The following is a 14118-nucleotide window of genomic DNA, read 5'->3' as shown; positions in this document are numbered from 1 at the left end:
GCCCCCGTCCCGCCGGCCCGCCCCCGACCCGCCCTGGAAGGGCTCCTCCACCCGTTCCCGTGCGTCAAGCATTGACAGGGGACAGGGCGCCTGCCCACTATGGGAGCGCTCCCACATGAAGAGCGTGTAACTCGCCCATGAACCAACGCACCACCTCCCATGACCCCGTCCAGCGCCTCCGGCCTCAGCCGGAGCGGCCGGTCGGAGTCCTTCCCCCCTATGGAGGTCGTTCGCACATGGCAGTTCAGACAGTCCGCCGCAGAACCGCCTTACTCGCCGCCGGCGCCCTCGTGGTCGCCTCCGGCGGGGTGGTGGCCGCGATGAACACCACTTCCGCCTCGGCGGCCACGGCCGGCTGCTCGGTGCAGTACACCGTGCAGACCCAGTGGGACGCCGGCTTCACCGCGTCGGTGACGGTCACCAACACCGGCAGCCCGGTGACGAGTTGGAACGTCGGCTGGTCCTTCGCCGGCAACCAGCAGGTCACCCAGGGCTGGAACGCCCAGATCAGCCAGTCCGGCAAGGCCGTCACGGCGGCCAGCCTGTCCTACAACGGGGCCCTGGCGACCGGCGCTTCCAGCAACTTCGGCTTCAACGCCTCCTACAGCGGCACGAACGCCTCGCCGGCGTCCTTCACCCTGAACGGCGTCACCTGCGGCGGCGGCACCGGCACCACGCCCCCGCCCACCACGACGCCCCCGACCACGCCCCCCACCACACCACCGACGACGCCGCCCACCACCCCGCCCACCACGCCCCCGACCACCCCGCCCCCCGGGCACGCGCGTCGACAACCCCTATGCGGGAGCGAAGGGTTACGTCAACCCCGAGTGGTCCGCGAAGGCCGCGGCCGACGGCGGCCAGGCGATCGCCAACCAGTCCACCGCCGTGTGGCTGGACCGGATCGCCGCGATCCAGGGCGTCAACGGCGGCATGGGTCTGAAAGCCCATCTCGACGCGGCGCTCCAGCAGGCAGCCGGCAAGCCGCTGACCGTCGAGTTCGTCATCTACGACCTGCCGGGCCGCGACTGCTCGGCGCTCGCCTCCAACGGCGAACTGGGCCCGACCGACATCGGCCGCTACGAGACCGAGTACATCGACCCGATCGCCTCGATCATGTCCGACGCGAAGTACGCCTCCCTGCGGATCGTCAACATCATCGAACCGGACTCGCTGCCGAACCTCACCACCAACGCGGGCGGTACCGCGGGTTCGACGGACGCCTGCGCCACGATGAAGGCGAACGGCAACTACGAGAAGGGCGTCGGCTACGCGCTGAACAAGTTGGGCGCGCTGCCGAACACGTACAACTACATCGACGCCGCCCACCACGCCTGGCTCGGCTGGGACTCCAACTTCGTCCCCGCCGCGCAGGAGTTCCTCAAGGCGGCCACCAGCAGCGGCGCGACGGTCAACGACGTGCAGGGCTTCATCACCAACACGGCGAACTACAGCGCGCTGACCGAGCCCTATTTCAAGGTCACCGACAGCGTCAACGGCACCACGGTGCGGCAGTCCAAGTGGGTCGACTGGAACGACTACGTCGACGAGCTGTCGTACGCGCAGGCGCTGCGCACCGAGTTGGTCTCGATCGGCTTCAACTCCGGTATCGGCATGCTGATCGACACCTCGCGCAACGGCTGGGGCGGCACCGCGCGTCCCACCGGCCCGGGCGCCACCACGGACGTGGACACGTACGTCAACGGCGGCCGGATCGACAAGCGCATCCACGCCGGCAACTGGTGCAACCAGTCCGGGGCCGGTATCGGCGAGCGGCCGACGGCGGCTCCGCAGCCGGGCATCGACGCCTACGCCTGGATCAAGCCGCCGGGGGAGTCCGACGGTTCGAGCACCGCGATCGCCAACGACCAGGGCAAGGGCTTCGACCGGATGTGCGACCCGACCTACACCGGCAACGCCCGCAACGGCAACAATCCCACCGGGGCGCTGCCGAACTCCCCGCTGGCCGGCGAGTGGTTCTCGGCGCAGTTCCACCAGCTGATCCAGAACGCGTACCCGCCGCTGTCGTAGCGCCTGGCACATCGAGACAGCGGGTCCCCCCACCGGGCCCGTGACGGGGCCGCGCCCGGGTCGACACGACCGGGTCCGCGGTCCCGTCACGGGTTCGCCGGGCGCCCGGGCCCGGCGGTCGCCCCCGCTGTTCCCGGTGGACACGGGGGCGGGCGCCGGTTGTCGGCGGCGTCGGGCACCATGGGTGCGGGAGAGTCCGTACGGCAGGAGGCACCACAGATGGACGACTACGGGGACGTACCTGTCCACGGGACGGCGGAGGACGGCTGGGAGCCGGTCCGCGCCGCTTTCGCGTCCAACTTCTCCCGCCGGGGCGACCGGGGCGCGGCGGTCGCGCTCTACCGGCACGGGCGCAAGGTGGTCGACCTGTGGGCGGGGTCGGCCGACTTCGACGGCGGCGGCGACAGGCCCTGGGCCGAGGACTCCGTGCACACCGTCCGCTCGGCCGGCAAGGGAGTGGCCGCCGCCTGCCTGCTGCTGCTCCACCAGCGCGGTCAGCTGGACCTGGACGCGCCGGTGGGGTCGTACTGGGCGGAGTTCAAGGCCCGCGGCAAGGAACGGGTGACCGTACGGCAGCTGCTGGCGCACCGCGCGGGCGTGCCGGCGCTGGAGGCGCCGCTGACACCTGAGCAGGCGCTGGACGGGGTGTCCGGGCCGCGGGCGGTCGCCGCCCAGGAGCCGCTCTTCCCGCCGGGCGCCGCGCACGGCTACCACGCGCAGACGTACAGCTGGCTGCTCGGCGAGCTGGTGATGCGCGCTTCCGGGCGTACGATCGGCCGTTTCGTCGCCGAGGAGATAGCCCGCCCGCTCGGCCTCGACCTGTGGGTGGGGCTGCCGGCCGAGCAGGCGCACCGGGTGGGCCGGATCGGGGAGACCGCCACCCCCGCACCGCCCGTATCCGGCGGTCTGCGGGCCCGCCCCAAGCGCTCGGTGCGGGACGCCTACGCCGACCCCGGTTCGCTCACCCGCCGCGCCTTCGCCGCGATCACCCCGCTGCCGGACGAGAACGACCCGTCGTACCGGGCCGGGGAGCTGGCCGCCTCCAACGCGATGGCCGACGCCCGCTCGCTGGCCCGCTTCTACGCCGCGCTGATCGGCGAAGTGGAGGGCGGGCGGCGGCTGTTCGTACCGGCCACCCTCACCGCGGCCCGCACGGTGGAGTCCGAGGGCCCGGACCGGGTGCTGGTGATCAACACCCGTTTCGGGCTGGGCTACATGCTGCACGGCCCGGCCTCCCCGTTGCTCGGCGCGGGCGCCTTCGGCCACCCGGGGCGCGGCGGCTCGCTGGCCTTCGCCGACCCGGCGGCCGGCATCGGCTTCGGCTACGTCACCAACGGCCTGCAGCAGAATGTCACCGCCGATCCCCGGGCCCAGGCACTGGTCAGGGCGGTACGCGAGTGCCTACGCTGACCGGATGACCGGACGGTTCGACACATACGGCGTGGTGGTGACGGGATCGGCCCGCGGGATCGGGGAGGCGACCGCCCGCAGATTCGCCGCGGAAGGCGCGGCGGTGCTGATCGCCGACATCAACGGGGAGGGGGCCGAGAAGACCGCGGCCGCGATCCGCGCGGACGGCGGCCGGGCCGAGGCGTACGTCTGCGACGTGGCCGACCGCGGGTCGGTGGACGCGGCGATCGCGCACGCGGCCGCCGCCTTCGACGGTCTGGACGTGCTGGTCAACAACGCCTACTCCTGCAGCTGGCACCACCAGGACTTCAGCGACGAGTCCGACGAGGAGTGGCGGCTCGATCTGGACATCTCGCTGACCGGGGCGATGCGCTGTTCTCGGGCGGCTCTTCCCTATCTGGCCGCGGCCCCTTCGCGGCGCGGCGCGATCGTCAACATCGGGTCCGTCAACGGTCTCGCCTACTTCGGCAACCACGCCTACAGCGCGGCCAAGGCGGGCCTGGTCTCGCTGACCCGCACCCTGGCCGTTCATGCCGCCCCCACCGGCGTCCGGGTCAACCTGGTAGCCCCGGGCACGATCCGCACCCCGTCCTGGGACGGCCGCGAAGCCGTCCTCGAACAGGTCGCCTCCGCTTACCCGTTGGGCCGGGTCGGGGAGCCCTCCGACATCGCGGCGGCCGTCACCTTCCTGGCCTCCGTGGACGCGTCCTGGATCACCGGGGTGACGTTGCCGGTCGAGGGCGGCATCCTGCCGAGCAACGCCGCCTTCACGGATTCGCTCGACGCGGAGTAACGGACTGGCGGAGTAACGGAGTAACGGAGTAAGGGAGTGGCGGAGTAACAGGGCAGCGGAACGGCGGGGCGCGGCCGGGCTGACACCGCCGCCCGCCCGGCCCCGCTGTCAGCCCGCGTGCAGCATCAACCCGATCCCTCCGACGACCACCACGGCCGCCAGCAGCCGCGGCCGGCCGAACCGCTCCTTGAAGAAGAGACTGGCGATGGCGGCCCCGGCGATGATCGAGGTCTCGCGCAGCGCCGCCACCGGGGCGAGGTCGGCGCGGGTCTGGGCCCACAGGACGAGGCCGTAGGCGGCGGTGGACAGGGCCCCGGCGAGCAGCCCGCGCACCGCGAACGGCCGCAGCTCGGACAGGAGTCGGCCGCGCCGGGCGGCGATCGCCACCGCCGGGATCACCGAACCCTGCAGGATCAGCAGCCAGCAGACGTAGCCGAGCGAGGTGCCGGAGCCGCGTACGCCCACGCCGTCCACCGTCGTGTACAGCGCGATGGTCAGGCCGGTGCCGACCGCGGCGGTCAGGGCCGGCCAGTTGGGGCGGTGGCCGCGTATCCCCCACAGGGCGAGCCCGCCCAGGCCGGCCGAGGCCGTCAGCACGCCGGCCAACTGCCAGCGGCCAGGCTCCTCGCCGACGAAGAGCGCCGCCAGCACGGTCACCGCCAGCGGTGCGACGCCCCGCGCGATCGGGTAGACCTGCCCGAACTCGCCGAGCCGGAAGGACCGCATCAGCAGGTACTGGTAGGCGAGATGGATCAGCACCGAGGCGATCAGATACGGCCACGCCCGCGCGTGCGGCAGCGCCGCGAAGGGCAGCAGCGCCAGCGCGCACAGCGTGCCGCCCCCGCCCACCAGGCTGAAGGCGAGCAACTGGTCCCGGATGCGGTGGGCGAGGGCGTTCCAGGCGGCGTGCGTGACGGCCGCGAGCAGGACCGCCGAGGCGACCAACGGGGTCAACGGCCGCCCGTGCCCGTAGGAGCGCCCTTACCGGCGCCGGGCCGCGCAACGGCAGCCTCGCCCGGGCGGGGCTGCGAACCGGCGCCCGTCCGGCCGCCGGCCGAGGGAGCGCTCACGACGCGCCCAGGACAGCCGCCACGATCGGCCCCGCCGAGGAGTTGCCGTGGCCGCCGCCCAGCACGATGCCCGCCGCGGCCACATGGTCGCGGTAGGCGGTGAACCAGCCGTTCGGCTGGACGTTGCCGTCCTCCGCGGAGCCGGTCTTGGCGCCGACCTTGCCGGACAGGCCGCTCATCACCGAGGCGGCGGTGCCCTCGGTGACGGTGCCGTGCATCATCTGCTGGAGTTCCTGCCGGACGCCCGACGGCAGCGGGGTGGTGCCGATCTGGGTGCGGTGCTCGATGAGGCCGGAGTCCTGGAGGATCGTCGGCTGGTGGAAGACGCCCTCGCGGACGGTGGCGGCCACCGAGGCCATGTTGAGCGGGGTCATCAGGACCTGCCCCTGGCCGATCATCTCCGAGGTCAACTCGTCGCCGGTGCCGCCCGGGATGCTGCCGTCGTCCGTGGAGGTGCCCACGTACCAGGCCGGGCCGAGCCCGAAGTAGTTCGCCCCGGTGGTCGTCAGGGTGGTGGACCGGATGTGGTTCACCTGCCGGATGAAGCCGGTGTTGCACGACTGCTCGAAGTCCCACTGCAGGGTCGCGTCGGGCTTGTCCGGGGTGACGTTGGTGTACGGCTTGCCGTTGTTGACGTTGTCACCGCTGCGGCACGGCGACGGACTGCCCGGCGTCAGGCCCGCGTTCAGCAGCGCGGTGGACGTCACGATCTTGAAGGTGGAACCGGGCGCCTGCGGATCCTGGAGCGCGTGGTCGGTCCCGGTCGGCGGGTTGAAGGCCACGGCCAGGATGCCGCCGGTCTCGGTGTCCAGGGCGGTGGCCCCGGCCGGCCCGGTGGACTTCGCGACGGCCCGCTCGGCAGCGGCCTGGATGCCCGCGTCGAGCGTGGTCCGCAGCTTGGCGTTCACGCCCTTGCGCAGGATGTACAAGGTCTTGGTCTGGCTCCCGTCCGAGCCCTTGATGTACGTCTCGATGCCCGGTTTCCCGGCATGCAGCGAGCCGGCGTAACGGGACGTCAACTGTCCGAGGATCTGGGTGAGCGACGGGTACTTCGCCGCGTCCAGCACCTTGCCGTCGCGGTCCACGACATCCACGCCGGGCGTCTGCCCCGGCCCGGTGACCAGGGTGTCGCCCTCCTGGAGGTCCGGCTGCAGCACCGAGGGGGCCCAGGTCACGGCCGGCTTGCCCAGCGGGTTGCGCCCCACGGCCAGCGACGAGTTGTACGTCCAGGGCTCCGGGCCGATGCCCGGATAGTCCACCGTCGCGGTCACGTCGAACGGCACCCGGGTGCCGGCCGCCGGACGCGGCACGACCTTCACCGAGGTCACCCGGGCGCCGGTCTTGTACGCGGTGAGCGCCGCTGTCGCTGTCTGCACCGAGTCGGTCAGCTTCGCCGCGCCCGCGATGTCCCCCGACGACCAGGCGGTCAGGAAGTCGTCCGCGGTCTCGGTGACCTCCTGCGGGCTCGGCGGCGCGCTGTTGACCGGCGCCGCGAGACTGCCGGTGGAGCCGCCCCCGCCCCCACCCCCGCCGGCGTGGTCCAGACCCTGGTAGATGTTGAAGGCGCCGTATCCGGCGACCCCCAGCATGCCCGCGCACACCGTGGCGACAATGCCGGTCTTCACTCCCCGCGCCATGGGCACTGGACCTGCTCCCCTCCCCTTGAACGCGTTCAGTGAACGCGCTTCCGGGACTCTACGGGACGCCAGTGACACCGGAGGTCTCGAAGGGGGCACGGCTTTGTACTGACCCGGCGATAAGTGGAACCCCTGTCAACGACTTCCCCTCGGGGTGCGGGAGGGGACTGCGTGGAGCGGGTGCTGATCGCATCGATACGCTCACCGGCCATGACGCAACTGGACGAGCAGGGACGGCCGGAGCCGCCGTCCGCGGGCGACGAGATCGCGACGCTGCTGGGCTTTCTGGACTACCACCGGGCGACGCTGGCGTGGAAGACCGCGGGGGTGGACGCGCACGGGATGCGGGTGACGGTCGCGGCCTCGACGATGACGCTGGGCGGGATGCTCAAGCATCTGGCCTATGTCGAGGACTGGTGGTGCTCCCGCTGGCTGTGGGGGCGCGAGCCGCAGCCCCCGTGGGACCGGGTCGAACTGCTCGCCGACCCCGACTGGGACTGGCACTCGGCCGCCGAGGACACCCCCGAGCAGCTCCGCACCCTCTGGCAGGACACGGTCGCCCGTTCCCGCGGCCTGGTCGAGGAGGCGCTGGAAGCCGGCGACCTCGGGCAGTTGGCCCGGCGCACCGCCCCGGACGGCTTCTCGCCCAGCCTGCGCTGGATCCTCGTCCACCTGATCGAGGAGTACGCCCGCCACAACGGCCACGCCGACCTCCTGCGCGAGTCGGTCGACGGCCTCACCGGCGAGTGAGGCGCGCCAGCGGCCGGGCGGGGCGGGGCCCCTCGGCACATCGCTGACCTGGTCAGCGACCCGGTCAGATCCAGCTGTCGAACCACATCCGGGCCTGCCAGCTCGTGTACGGGATGGTCTGGCCGGTGTAGATCGGGAAGAAGTAGATGAAGTTCCAGATGATCAGCAGCACCAGCGTCCCCGCGCCGACCGCGCCCCACATGCGGCGGCTCTCGGTCGCCGAGGGCGGGCCCAGGAACGCGCCGATCATCATCGCCACCGCCAGGCACAGGTACGGGACGAAGGCGACGGCGTAGAAGTAGAAGATGGTGCGGTCCTGGTAGTGGAACCAGGGGAGGTAGCCGGCGCCGGCGGCGCAGAGGATGGCGCCGGCGCGCCAGTCGCGGCGCATGGCCCAGCGGTAGAGCAGGTAGACGAGGGCGAAGCACGCGGACCACCACAGCAGCGGGGTGCCGAGGGCGAGGATCTCGCGGGAGCAGCCGGCCGTGGCGTGGCAGCCGTCCTGGCCGAGCTTCGGGGACTCGAAGTAGTACGAGACCGGGCGGCCCAGGACCAGCCAGCTCCAGGGGTTGGACTGGTACGGGTGGGGTGTGTGCAGGCCCACGTTGAATTGGTAGACCTGGTACTCGTAGTGCCACAGGCTGCGAATCGGCGCGGGGATCCACGACCAGGTGCCGCCGCGGCCGTCCGCCCAGTGCCGGTTGTAGGCGTTCTTGGAGGCGAACCAGCCGGACCAGGTGATGAGATACGTCACCAGGGCGACGCCGATGACCGACAGCACCGACCAGCCCAGATCCTTGCGGAGCACCGCGAGCCGGGGGCGGCGGGCGCCGGCCAGCCGGCGTGAGCCGACGTCCCACAGCACGGTGAGGATCATGAAGAAGGCCAGGAAGTACAGGCCGTTCCACTTGCTCGCCGCTGCCAGCCCCAGGAAGAAGCCGGCCGCGATCCGCCAGGGCCGCCAGCCCATGCCGACCCGCCCGCCGGTGTGCAGGTCGGGGCCCGCGAAGCCGTCGGTGTCCACCGGGAGCGCCCGGGCCAGCCGGGCGCGCGACCAGTCGCGGTCCACCAGCAGGCAGCCGAAGGCGGCCAGCGCGAAGAACATGATGACCAGGTCCAGCAGCGCGATCCGGCTCATCACGTAGTGCAGTCCGTCGACCGACATGAGCAGCCCGGCCACGCAGCCCAGCGCGTTGGAGCGGAACAGCCGCCGCCCTATCCGGCACAGCATCAGCACCGACAGGGTGCCGAGCAGCGCCATCACGAAGCGCCAGCCGAAGGGGTTCAGGCCGAAGATCCACTCGCCGGCCGCGATCATCCACTTGCCCATCGGCGGGTGGACGACGTAGCCGGGGGCGTCGGACAGCGGGATCACCTGGGGGTGGGCCAGGATGTCCGGGTTGGAGATCTTGCCGTCGGGCCAGGTGCCCTCGTAGCCGAGCTTCAGCAGCGACCAGGCGTCCTTGGCGTAGTACGTCTCGTCGAAGACGACCTCGCGCGGGCTGCCCAGGTGCCAGAAGCGGATGACGCCGGCGAAGGCGGAGACGAGCATCGGCCCGAGCCAGCCGGACCACTTCGCCAGCCGGTGCGCGGCGGCCGGGCCCAGGCCCAGGGCCTCCCACATGCGCGTTCCCGGCTCGGGGAACGGCGGGACCAGGCGTTCGCGGGTGTCGGTACGCTCCCGCTCGGCATAGCCGAACCGGCGCAGCCGCCGCCCCCACGCACTCGGCTCAGCCTCCGCCCGAACGTCCTCGTCGGCACGGTCCTGGGTCGCGGTCTCACTCGTCACCGGCCCATCGTAGGGAAAGGGCCTGAGAATGCGATGTGCGCAGCGATCCCCGCCCGCTTTTGTCCCGTATCTGTGGGTGCCGGACGACGGCACGGCCGGGGTGCCGCACGACGCGGCGGGGGAGCGGGGCCGCGGGTGGGAAACTGGACCCCGTGATCAGCTCAGCCGCAGGCGTGCTCGTACTGGCCGGAACCCCGATTGGCGACCCCTCGGACGCGCCGCCGCGGCTGGGGGTGGAGCTGGCCGGCGCGGATGTGGTGGCGGCGGAGGACACCCGGCGGTTCCGGCGGCTGGCGCAGGCGCTCGGGGTCGAGGTGACGGCGCGGGTGGTGTCGTACTTCGAGGGGAACGAGGCCGGGCGCACCCCGGAGCTGGTCGAGGCGCTGGTGGGCGGCGCCCGGGTGGTGCTGGTGACCGACGCGGGGATGCCGTCGGTGTCCGATCCCGGCTACCGGCTGGTGGCCGCGGCCGTGGAGCGGGGGATCACGGTGACGGCCGTGCCGGGCCCGTCCGCGGTACTGACCGCGCTGGCGGTGTCGGGGCTGCCGGTGGACCGTTTCTGCTTCGAGGGGTTCCTGCCGCGCAAGGCGGGGGAGCGGCTGTCCCGGCTGCGCGAGGTCGCCGCCGACCGGCGGACGCTGGTGTACTTCGAGGCGCCGCACCGGATCGACGACACCCTGGGCGCGATGGCCGAGGTCTTCGGCCCGGAGCGGCGGGCGGCGGTCTGCCGGGAGCTGACCAAGACGTACGAGGAAGTCAAGCGCGGGCCGCTGCAGGAATTGGCCGCCTGGGCGGCGCAGGGGGTGCGCGGCGAGATCACCGTCGTGGTCCAGGGGGCCCCCCGAGCCGGGGCCGTCGGAGCTGACGCCGGCCGAGCTGGTGGCGCGGGTGGCCGCCCGGGAGGCGGCCGGCGAGCGGCGCAAGGAGGCGATCGCGGCGGTCGCGGTGGAACTGGGCCTGCCCAAGCGCGAGGTGTTCGACGCGGTGGTCGCCGCCAAGCACGGCGCCGGGGGCGGTCCGGGCGGTGCGGCCGTTCAGCACGGCGGCGGGGGCGGTGCGGCTGCTGTGCGGGGTACGGATCAGGATGCGGAGCCGGGTGCGGAGCAGGACGCCGGTGGCCGCTCAGGGCACAACGCAGTGTAACGATACGATCCTACTGTGTGACCAGCCTAAACCCGAGCCCTGGCAAAGCAATAGCGGTCAACTTCCACATACGCCCCAAATCCTGCTCAAGAGTCGGACGCTCCTCCTGCGTCGGCGGGCGCGGTGCCGTTCGCTGGGGAGGCGAAGACCCGGTCCGGGCAGACGTCCGGAGGGCACGCGGGAGCGGCCATGACCATAGCGGGACCCAACGTCACCGAGGCGTACGCCTTCGCGTGCCTCAACTGCGGTTACGGCTGGGAGCAGAGTTATGAGATCGAGCACCACACCGACACCTACGGGCACCCCTTCGTCAGATACCTGGTGGACGGCGTCAAAGTGCCGTCGCCACTGACCTGCCCGACCTGCCAGAACTGCGACGGCCACCTGGTGCGCATCATGCGTTCCGGCCAGGTCGCGGGTTCCTCCGGCGCATCCTCCGAAGCCACCGAGGCTTTCGGGCGCCGGGCCGCCGCCCGCCGCGCCGAGCGGCCCGCCCCCCGTCGGGTGTGGTGGCGCTCCCTGCGCGGCTTCCCGCACCGCCGGCAAGGAGGGGCCGAACCGGCGTAACGACGGCGGCACCGCGCCGCCGGTGAAGAGCCCGAGGTCCAGGGACCAGTCCCCGTCCCTAGGATCGGACCCATGCCGACGAAGAAGGACCAGGACCGCACCGCCGACCGGAACACCGCCCCGCCGGCCCCCGAGCCGCTGCGGATCCCGGTCGCCGATTCCCACACCCACCTGGACATGCAGTCCGCCGCGGTCCCCGAGGCACTCGCCCGGGCCGCCGAGGTGGGGGTCGACACGCTCATCCAGGTCGGCTGCGACCTGAAGGGCTCGCGCTGGGCCGCCGAGACCGCCGCGCGGTATCCGAACATCTGGGCCACCGTGGCCCTGCACCCCAACGAGGCCCCCCGGATCGTCAACGGCGACCCCGACAACTGGTCCCGGCAGGGCGACCGCCCGGCGGGTGGCATGGCCGCGCTGGACGCCCAGATCGACGCCGTCGCCGAACTGGCCGCGCTGCCCCAGGTGCGCGGCGTCGGCGAGACCGGCCTGGACTACTTCCGCACCGGGTCCGACGGGGTGGCCGCCCAGCAGCACTCCTTCCGCCGCCACATCGCGATCGCCAACCGGGAGGGCAAGGCGCTGGTCATCCACGACCGCGACGCCCACCAGGACGTGCTGCGCATCCTGCTGGAGGAGGGCGCCCCGCAGACCGTGGTCTTCCACTGCTTCTCCGGTGACGCCGCCATGGCGAAGGTGTGCGCGGAGCGCGGCTACTACCTCTCCTTCGCCGGCACCGTCACCTACAAGTCCGCGCAGAACCTGCGGGACGCGGTGGCCGTCGCGCCGCGCGACCGGCTGCTGGTCGAAACCGACGCGCCGTTCCTCACCCCGGTCCCGCACCGCGGCCGGCCCAACGCGTCCTACCTCATCCCGCTGACGCTGCGGGCGATGGCGGCGGCCCGCGGCGAGGACGAGGACACGCTGGCCACCGCGATCGCCGGGAACACGGCGCGGGCGTTCGGGTACAGCCGCGAGGAGGGCTGAGACGCGAGGCGCGGCGGGCGACCGCTCCCCGCGGCGGGAAGGGCAGGGCGCCCCGGCCGATAGCCTTGCCGGTGTGAGTACGACAGACCCCGACGCCCTGCTGGGGCCGGCCGACATCCGCGAGCTGGCCGCCGCGCTGGGCGTCCGGCCCACCAAGCAGCGCGGCCAGAACTTCGTCATCGACGCGAACACCGTCCGCCGGATCGTGCGCACCGCCGGGGTCCGGCCCGAGGACACGGTGGTCGAGGTCGGGCCCGGCCTCGGGTCGCTCACGCTGGCGCTGCTGGAGGTCGCGGACCGGGTCACCGCGATCGAGATCGACGACGTCCTGGCCGCCGCGCTGCCGGCCACCGTGGCGGCTCGGCTGCCGGCGCGGGCCGGGCGGTTCGCGCTGGTGCACAGCGACGCGATGCAGGTGCTGGAGCTGCCCGGGCCGCCGCCGACCGCGCTGGTGGCGAATCTGCCGTACAACGTCGCCGTGCCGGTGCTGCTGCACATGCTGGCCACCTTCCCGGGCATCGAGCGGACTCTGGTGATGGTGCAGGCCGAGGTCGCCGACCGGCTCGCCGCCCGGCCCGGCAGCAAGGTCTACGGGGTGCCCTCGGTGAAGGCGAACTGGTACGCGGAGGTCAAGCGGGCCGGATCGATCGGCCGCAGCGTCTTCTGGCCCGCGCCCAACGTGGACTCCGGGCTCGTCTCGCTCGTACGGCGCGACCCGCCGCGGACCTCGGCGTCGCGGCGCGAGGTGTTCGCGGCCGTGGACGCGGCCTTCGCGCAGCGCCGCAAGACGCTGCGCGCGGCGCTGGCCGGGTGGGCCGGGTCCGCGGCCGCCGCGGAGGCCGCGCTGTTGGCCGCGGGGGTGTCGCCGCAGGCGCGCGGGGAGTCGCTGACGGTCGAGGAGTTCGCCGCGATCGCCGAGCACAAGCCGGCCGCCCAGCAGGGCGGACCGGCGGCGGCCACGGCGGCGGCCACGGCGGCGGACCAGCGGTACGGGGCCGGGCCGGATCCCGATCCCGATCCCGAGCCCGAGTAGTTTTGCCCCCGATCCCGACCCCGGCCGGCAACCCTGGCTGGCGACCCCGGCCGGCGACCGCCGGATGCCGACCCCCGACCGGCCGGGACCCCGGCCCCGCACCGGCCCGATCCGTCCCCACCGCACCCCGTTCCGCCCCGCCCGTGAGGAGCCCCCGCCCGTGACCGCCGTCACCGTTCGCGTGCCCGCCAAGGTCAATGTCCAGCTCGCCGTGGGCGGACGCAGGCCGGACGGGTTCCACGACCTGGCCAATGTCTTCCTCGCCGTCGGGCTCCACGACCTGGTGACCGCCGAGCCCGCCGACGAACTGCGGATCACCGCGGCGGGGCGGGACGTGGCGTCGGTGCCGCTCGACACCTCAAATCTGGCCGCGAAGGCGGCCATCGCGCTGGCCAAGCTGCACGGGATCGAGCCGCGGGTACGGCTGCACATCGACAAGGACATCCCGGTGGCCGGCGGGATGGCCGGCGGCAGCGCGGACGCGGCCGGTGCGCTGCTGGCCTGCGACACGCTGTGGGGGCTCGGGACCCCGCGCGAGGAACTGCTGGCGCTGTGCGCGGAGCTGGGCAGCGATGTGCCGTTCTCCTTCGTCGGCGGGGCGGCGCTCGGCGTCGGGCGCGGGGAGCTGCTGACCCCGCTCGCCGTGGGCGGCACCTTCCACTGGGTCTTCGCGACGGCGCGGGACGGCCTGTCGACGCCGGCCGTCTACCGGGAGTGCGACCGGCTGCGCCGGGAGGAGGGAGCCGGGGACACGGCCGCCGAGGTGCCCGTCCCCGCCGCCGATCCCGGGCTGCTCGCGGCGCTGCGCGCGGGCGACGCGACCGCGCTGGCGGGCGCGCTGACCAACGATCTCCAGCCCGCCGCCCTGTCCCTGCGGCCGGATCTGCGCGGCACGCTCACGGCCGGCACCG

Annotated in this window: 10 protein-coding genes and 2 pseudogenes; 9 read left to right on the top strand and 3 right to left on the bottom strand. The window is 73.1% G+C overall.

Annotated elements, in window-relative coordinates; translation table 11 throughout:
* Positions 1-236: 236 nt before the first annotated feature.
* The 3 genes and pseudogenes from GA0115240_RS05220 to GA0115240_RS05210 all read left to right on the top strand — a co-directional run bounded on the left by GA0115240_RS05220 (position 237) and on the right by GA0115240_RS05210 (position 4234).
* Positions 237-2031 (top strand): annotated as a pseudogene (locus tag GA0115240_RS05220) (glycoside hydrolase family 6 protein).
* 219 nt (positions 2032-2250) lie between these two features.
* Positions 2251-3441: a serine hydrolase domain-containing protein gene (locus GA0115240_RS05215; protein WP_176724985.1), complete on the top strand. Its 1191-nt coding sequence runs from the start codon at positions 2251-2253 to the stop codon at positions 3439-3441.
* A gap of 4 nt (positions 3442-3445) precedes the next feature.
* Positions 3446-4234: an SDR family NAD(P)-dependent oxidoreductase gene (locus GA0115240_RS05210; RefSeq protein WP_093735470.1), complete on the top strand. Its 789-nt coding sequence runs from the start codon at positions 3446-3448 to the stop codon at positions 4232-4234.
* A 108-nt stretch (positions 4235-4342) separates the two neighbouring features.
* Here GA0115240_RS05210 and GA0115240_RS05205 read toward each other — a convergent pair whose 3' ends face one another.
* Positions 4343-5188 carry a DMT family transporter gene (locus GA0115240_RS05205; RefSeq protein ID WP_093735469.1) on the bottom strand — a complete coding sequence of 282 codons (846 nt, stop codon included), beginning with the start codon at positions 5186-5188 and terminating at the stop codon, positions 4343-4345.
* Positions 5189-5300: 112 nt separating this feature from the next.
* Positions 5301-6941: a penicillin-binding transpeptidase domain-containing protein gene (locus GA0115240_RS05200; RefSeq protein ID WP_093735468.1), complete on the bottom strand. Its 1641-nt coding sequence runs from the start codon at positions 6939-6941 to the stop codon at positions 5301-5303.
* Positions 6942-7151: 210 nt separating this feature from the next.
* Between GA0115240_RS05200 and GA0115240_RS05195 the strand changes: the two genes are divergently transcribed.
* Entirely contained in the window at positions 7152-7691 is a 540-nt protein-coding gene (locus GA0115240_RS05195) for a DinB family protein (RefSeq protein WP_093735472.1), read from the top strand.
* A 64-nt stretch (positions 7692-7755) separates the two neighbouring features.
* Here GA0115240_RS05195 and GA0115240_RS05190 read toward each other — a convergent pair whose 3' ends face one another.
* The gene (locus tag GA0115240_RS05190) at positions 7756-9480 is read right to left on the bottom strand and encodes a dolichyl-phosphate-mannose--protein mannosyltransferase (protein ID WP_093735467.1); all 1725 of its coding nucleotides are present in this window, start codon (positions 9478-9480) and stop codon (positions 7756-7758) included.
* A 155-nt stretch (positions 9481-9635) separates the two neighbouring features.
* Between GA0115240_RS05190 and rsmI the strand changes: the two are divergent.
* From rsmI to GA0115240_RS05165, 5 genes and pseudogenes are all read left to right on the top strand, one after another.
* A pseudogene (gene rsmI / locus GA0115240_RS05185) lies at positions 9636-10500 on the top strand (16S rRNA (cytidine(1402)-2'-O)-methyltransferase); the annotation flags it as partial.
* 312 nt (positions 10501-10812) lie between these two features.
* Positions 10813-11190 (top strand): hypothetical protein, encoded by a 378-nt coding sequence (locus GA0115240_RS37860; RefSeq protein ID WP_237554618.1) that lies wholly within the window; start codon positions 10813-10815, stop codon positions 11188-11190.
* 72 nt (positions 11191-11262) lie between these two features.
* Entirely contained in the window at positions 11263-12174 is a 912-nt protein-coding gene (locus tag GA0115240_RS05175; RefSeq protein WP_093735466.1) for a TatD family hydrolase, read from the top strand.
* 73 nt (positions 12175-12247) lie between these two features.
* Positions 12248-13207: a 16S rRNA (adenine(1518)-N(6)/adenine(1519)-N(6))-dimethyltransferase RsmA gene (gene rsmA / locus GA0115240_RS05170; RefSeq protein WP_093735465.1), complete on the top strand. Its 960-nt coding sequence runs from the start codon at positions 12248-12250 to the stop codon at positions 13205-13207.
* Between the two features lie 160 nt (positions 13208-13367).
* Positions 13368-14118, top strand: a 751-nt coding sequence (locus GA0115240_RS05165) for a 4-(cytidine 5'-diphospho)-2-C-methyl-D-erythritol kinase (RefSeq protein ID WP_256069551.1), incomplete at its 3' end; no start/stop codon positions are given.

The organism is Streptomyces sp. DvalAA-14 (assembly GCF_900091855.1).
Lineage (GTDB): Bacteria > Actinomycetota > Actinomycetes > Streptomycetales > Streptomycetaceae > Actinacidiphila.
Note: the sequence above shows the minus strand (reverse complement) of the source record. Positions and strands in the feature narration are given on the sequence as shown.

What these genes read in the sequence shown, in the direction of transcription:
- GA0115240_RS37860 (WP_237554618.1), top strand. Translation starts at nt 10,813, where the DNA reads ATGACCATAGCGGGACCCAACGTCACCGAGGCGTACGCCTTCGCGTGC.
- GA0115240_RS05210 (WP_093735470.1), top strand. Translation starts at nt 3,446, where the DNA reads ATGACCGGACGGTTCGACACATACGGCGTGGTGGTGACGGGATCGGCC.
- GA0115240_RS05175 (WP_093735466.1), top strand. Translation starts at nt 11,263, where the DNA reads ATGCCGACGAAGAAGGACCAGGACCGCACCGCCGACCGGAACACCGCC.
- GA0115240_RS05215 (WP_176724985.1), top strand. Translation starts at nt 2,251, where the DNA reads ATGGACGACTACGGGGACGTACCTGTCCACGGGACGGCGGAGGACGGC.
- GA0115240_RS05200 (WP_093735468.1), bottom strand. Translation starts at nt 6,941, where the DNA reads ATGGCGCGGGGAGTGAAGACCGGCATTGTCGCCACGGTGTGCGCGGGC.
- GA0115240_RS05195 (WP_093735472.1), top strand. Translation starts at nt 7,152, where the DNA reads ATGACGCAACTGGACGAGCAGGGACGGCCGGAGCCGCCGTCCGCGGGC.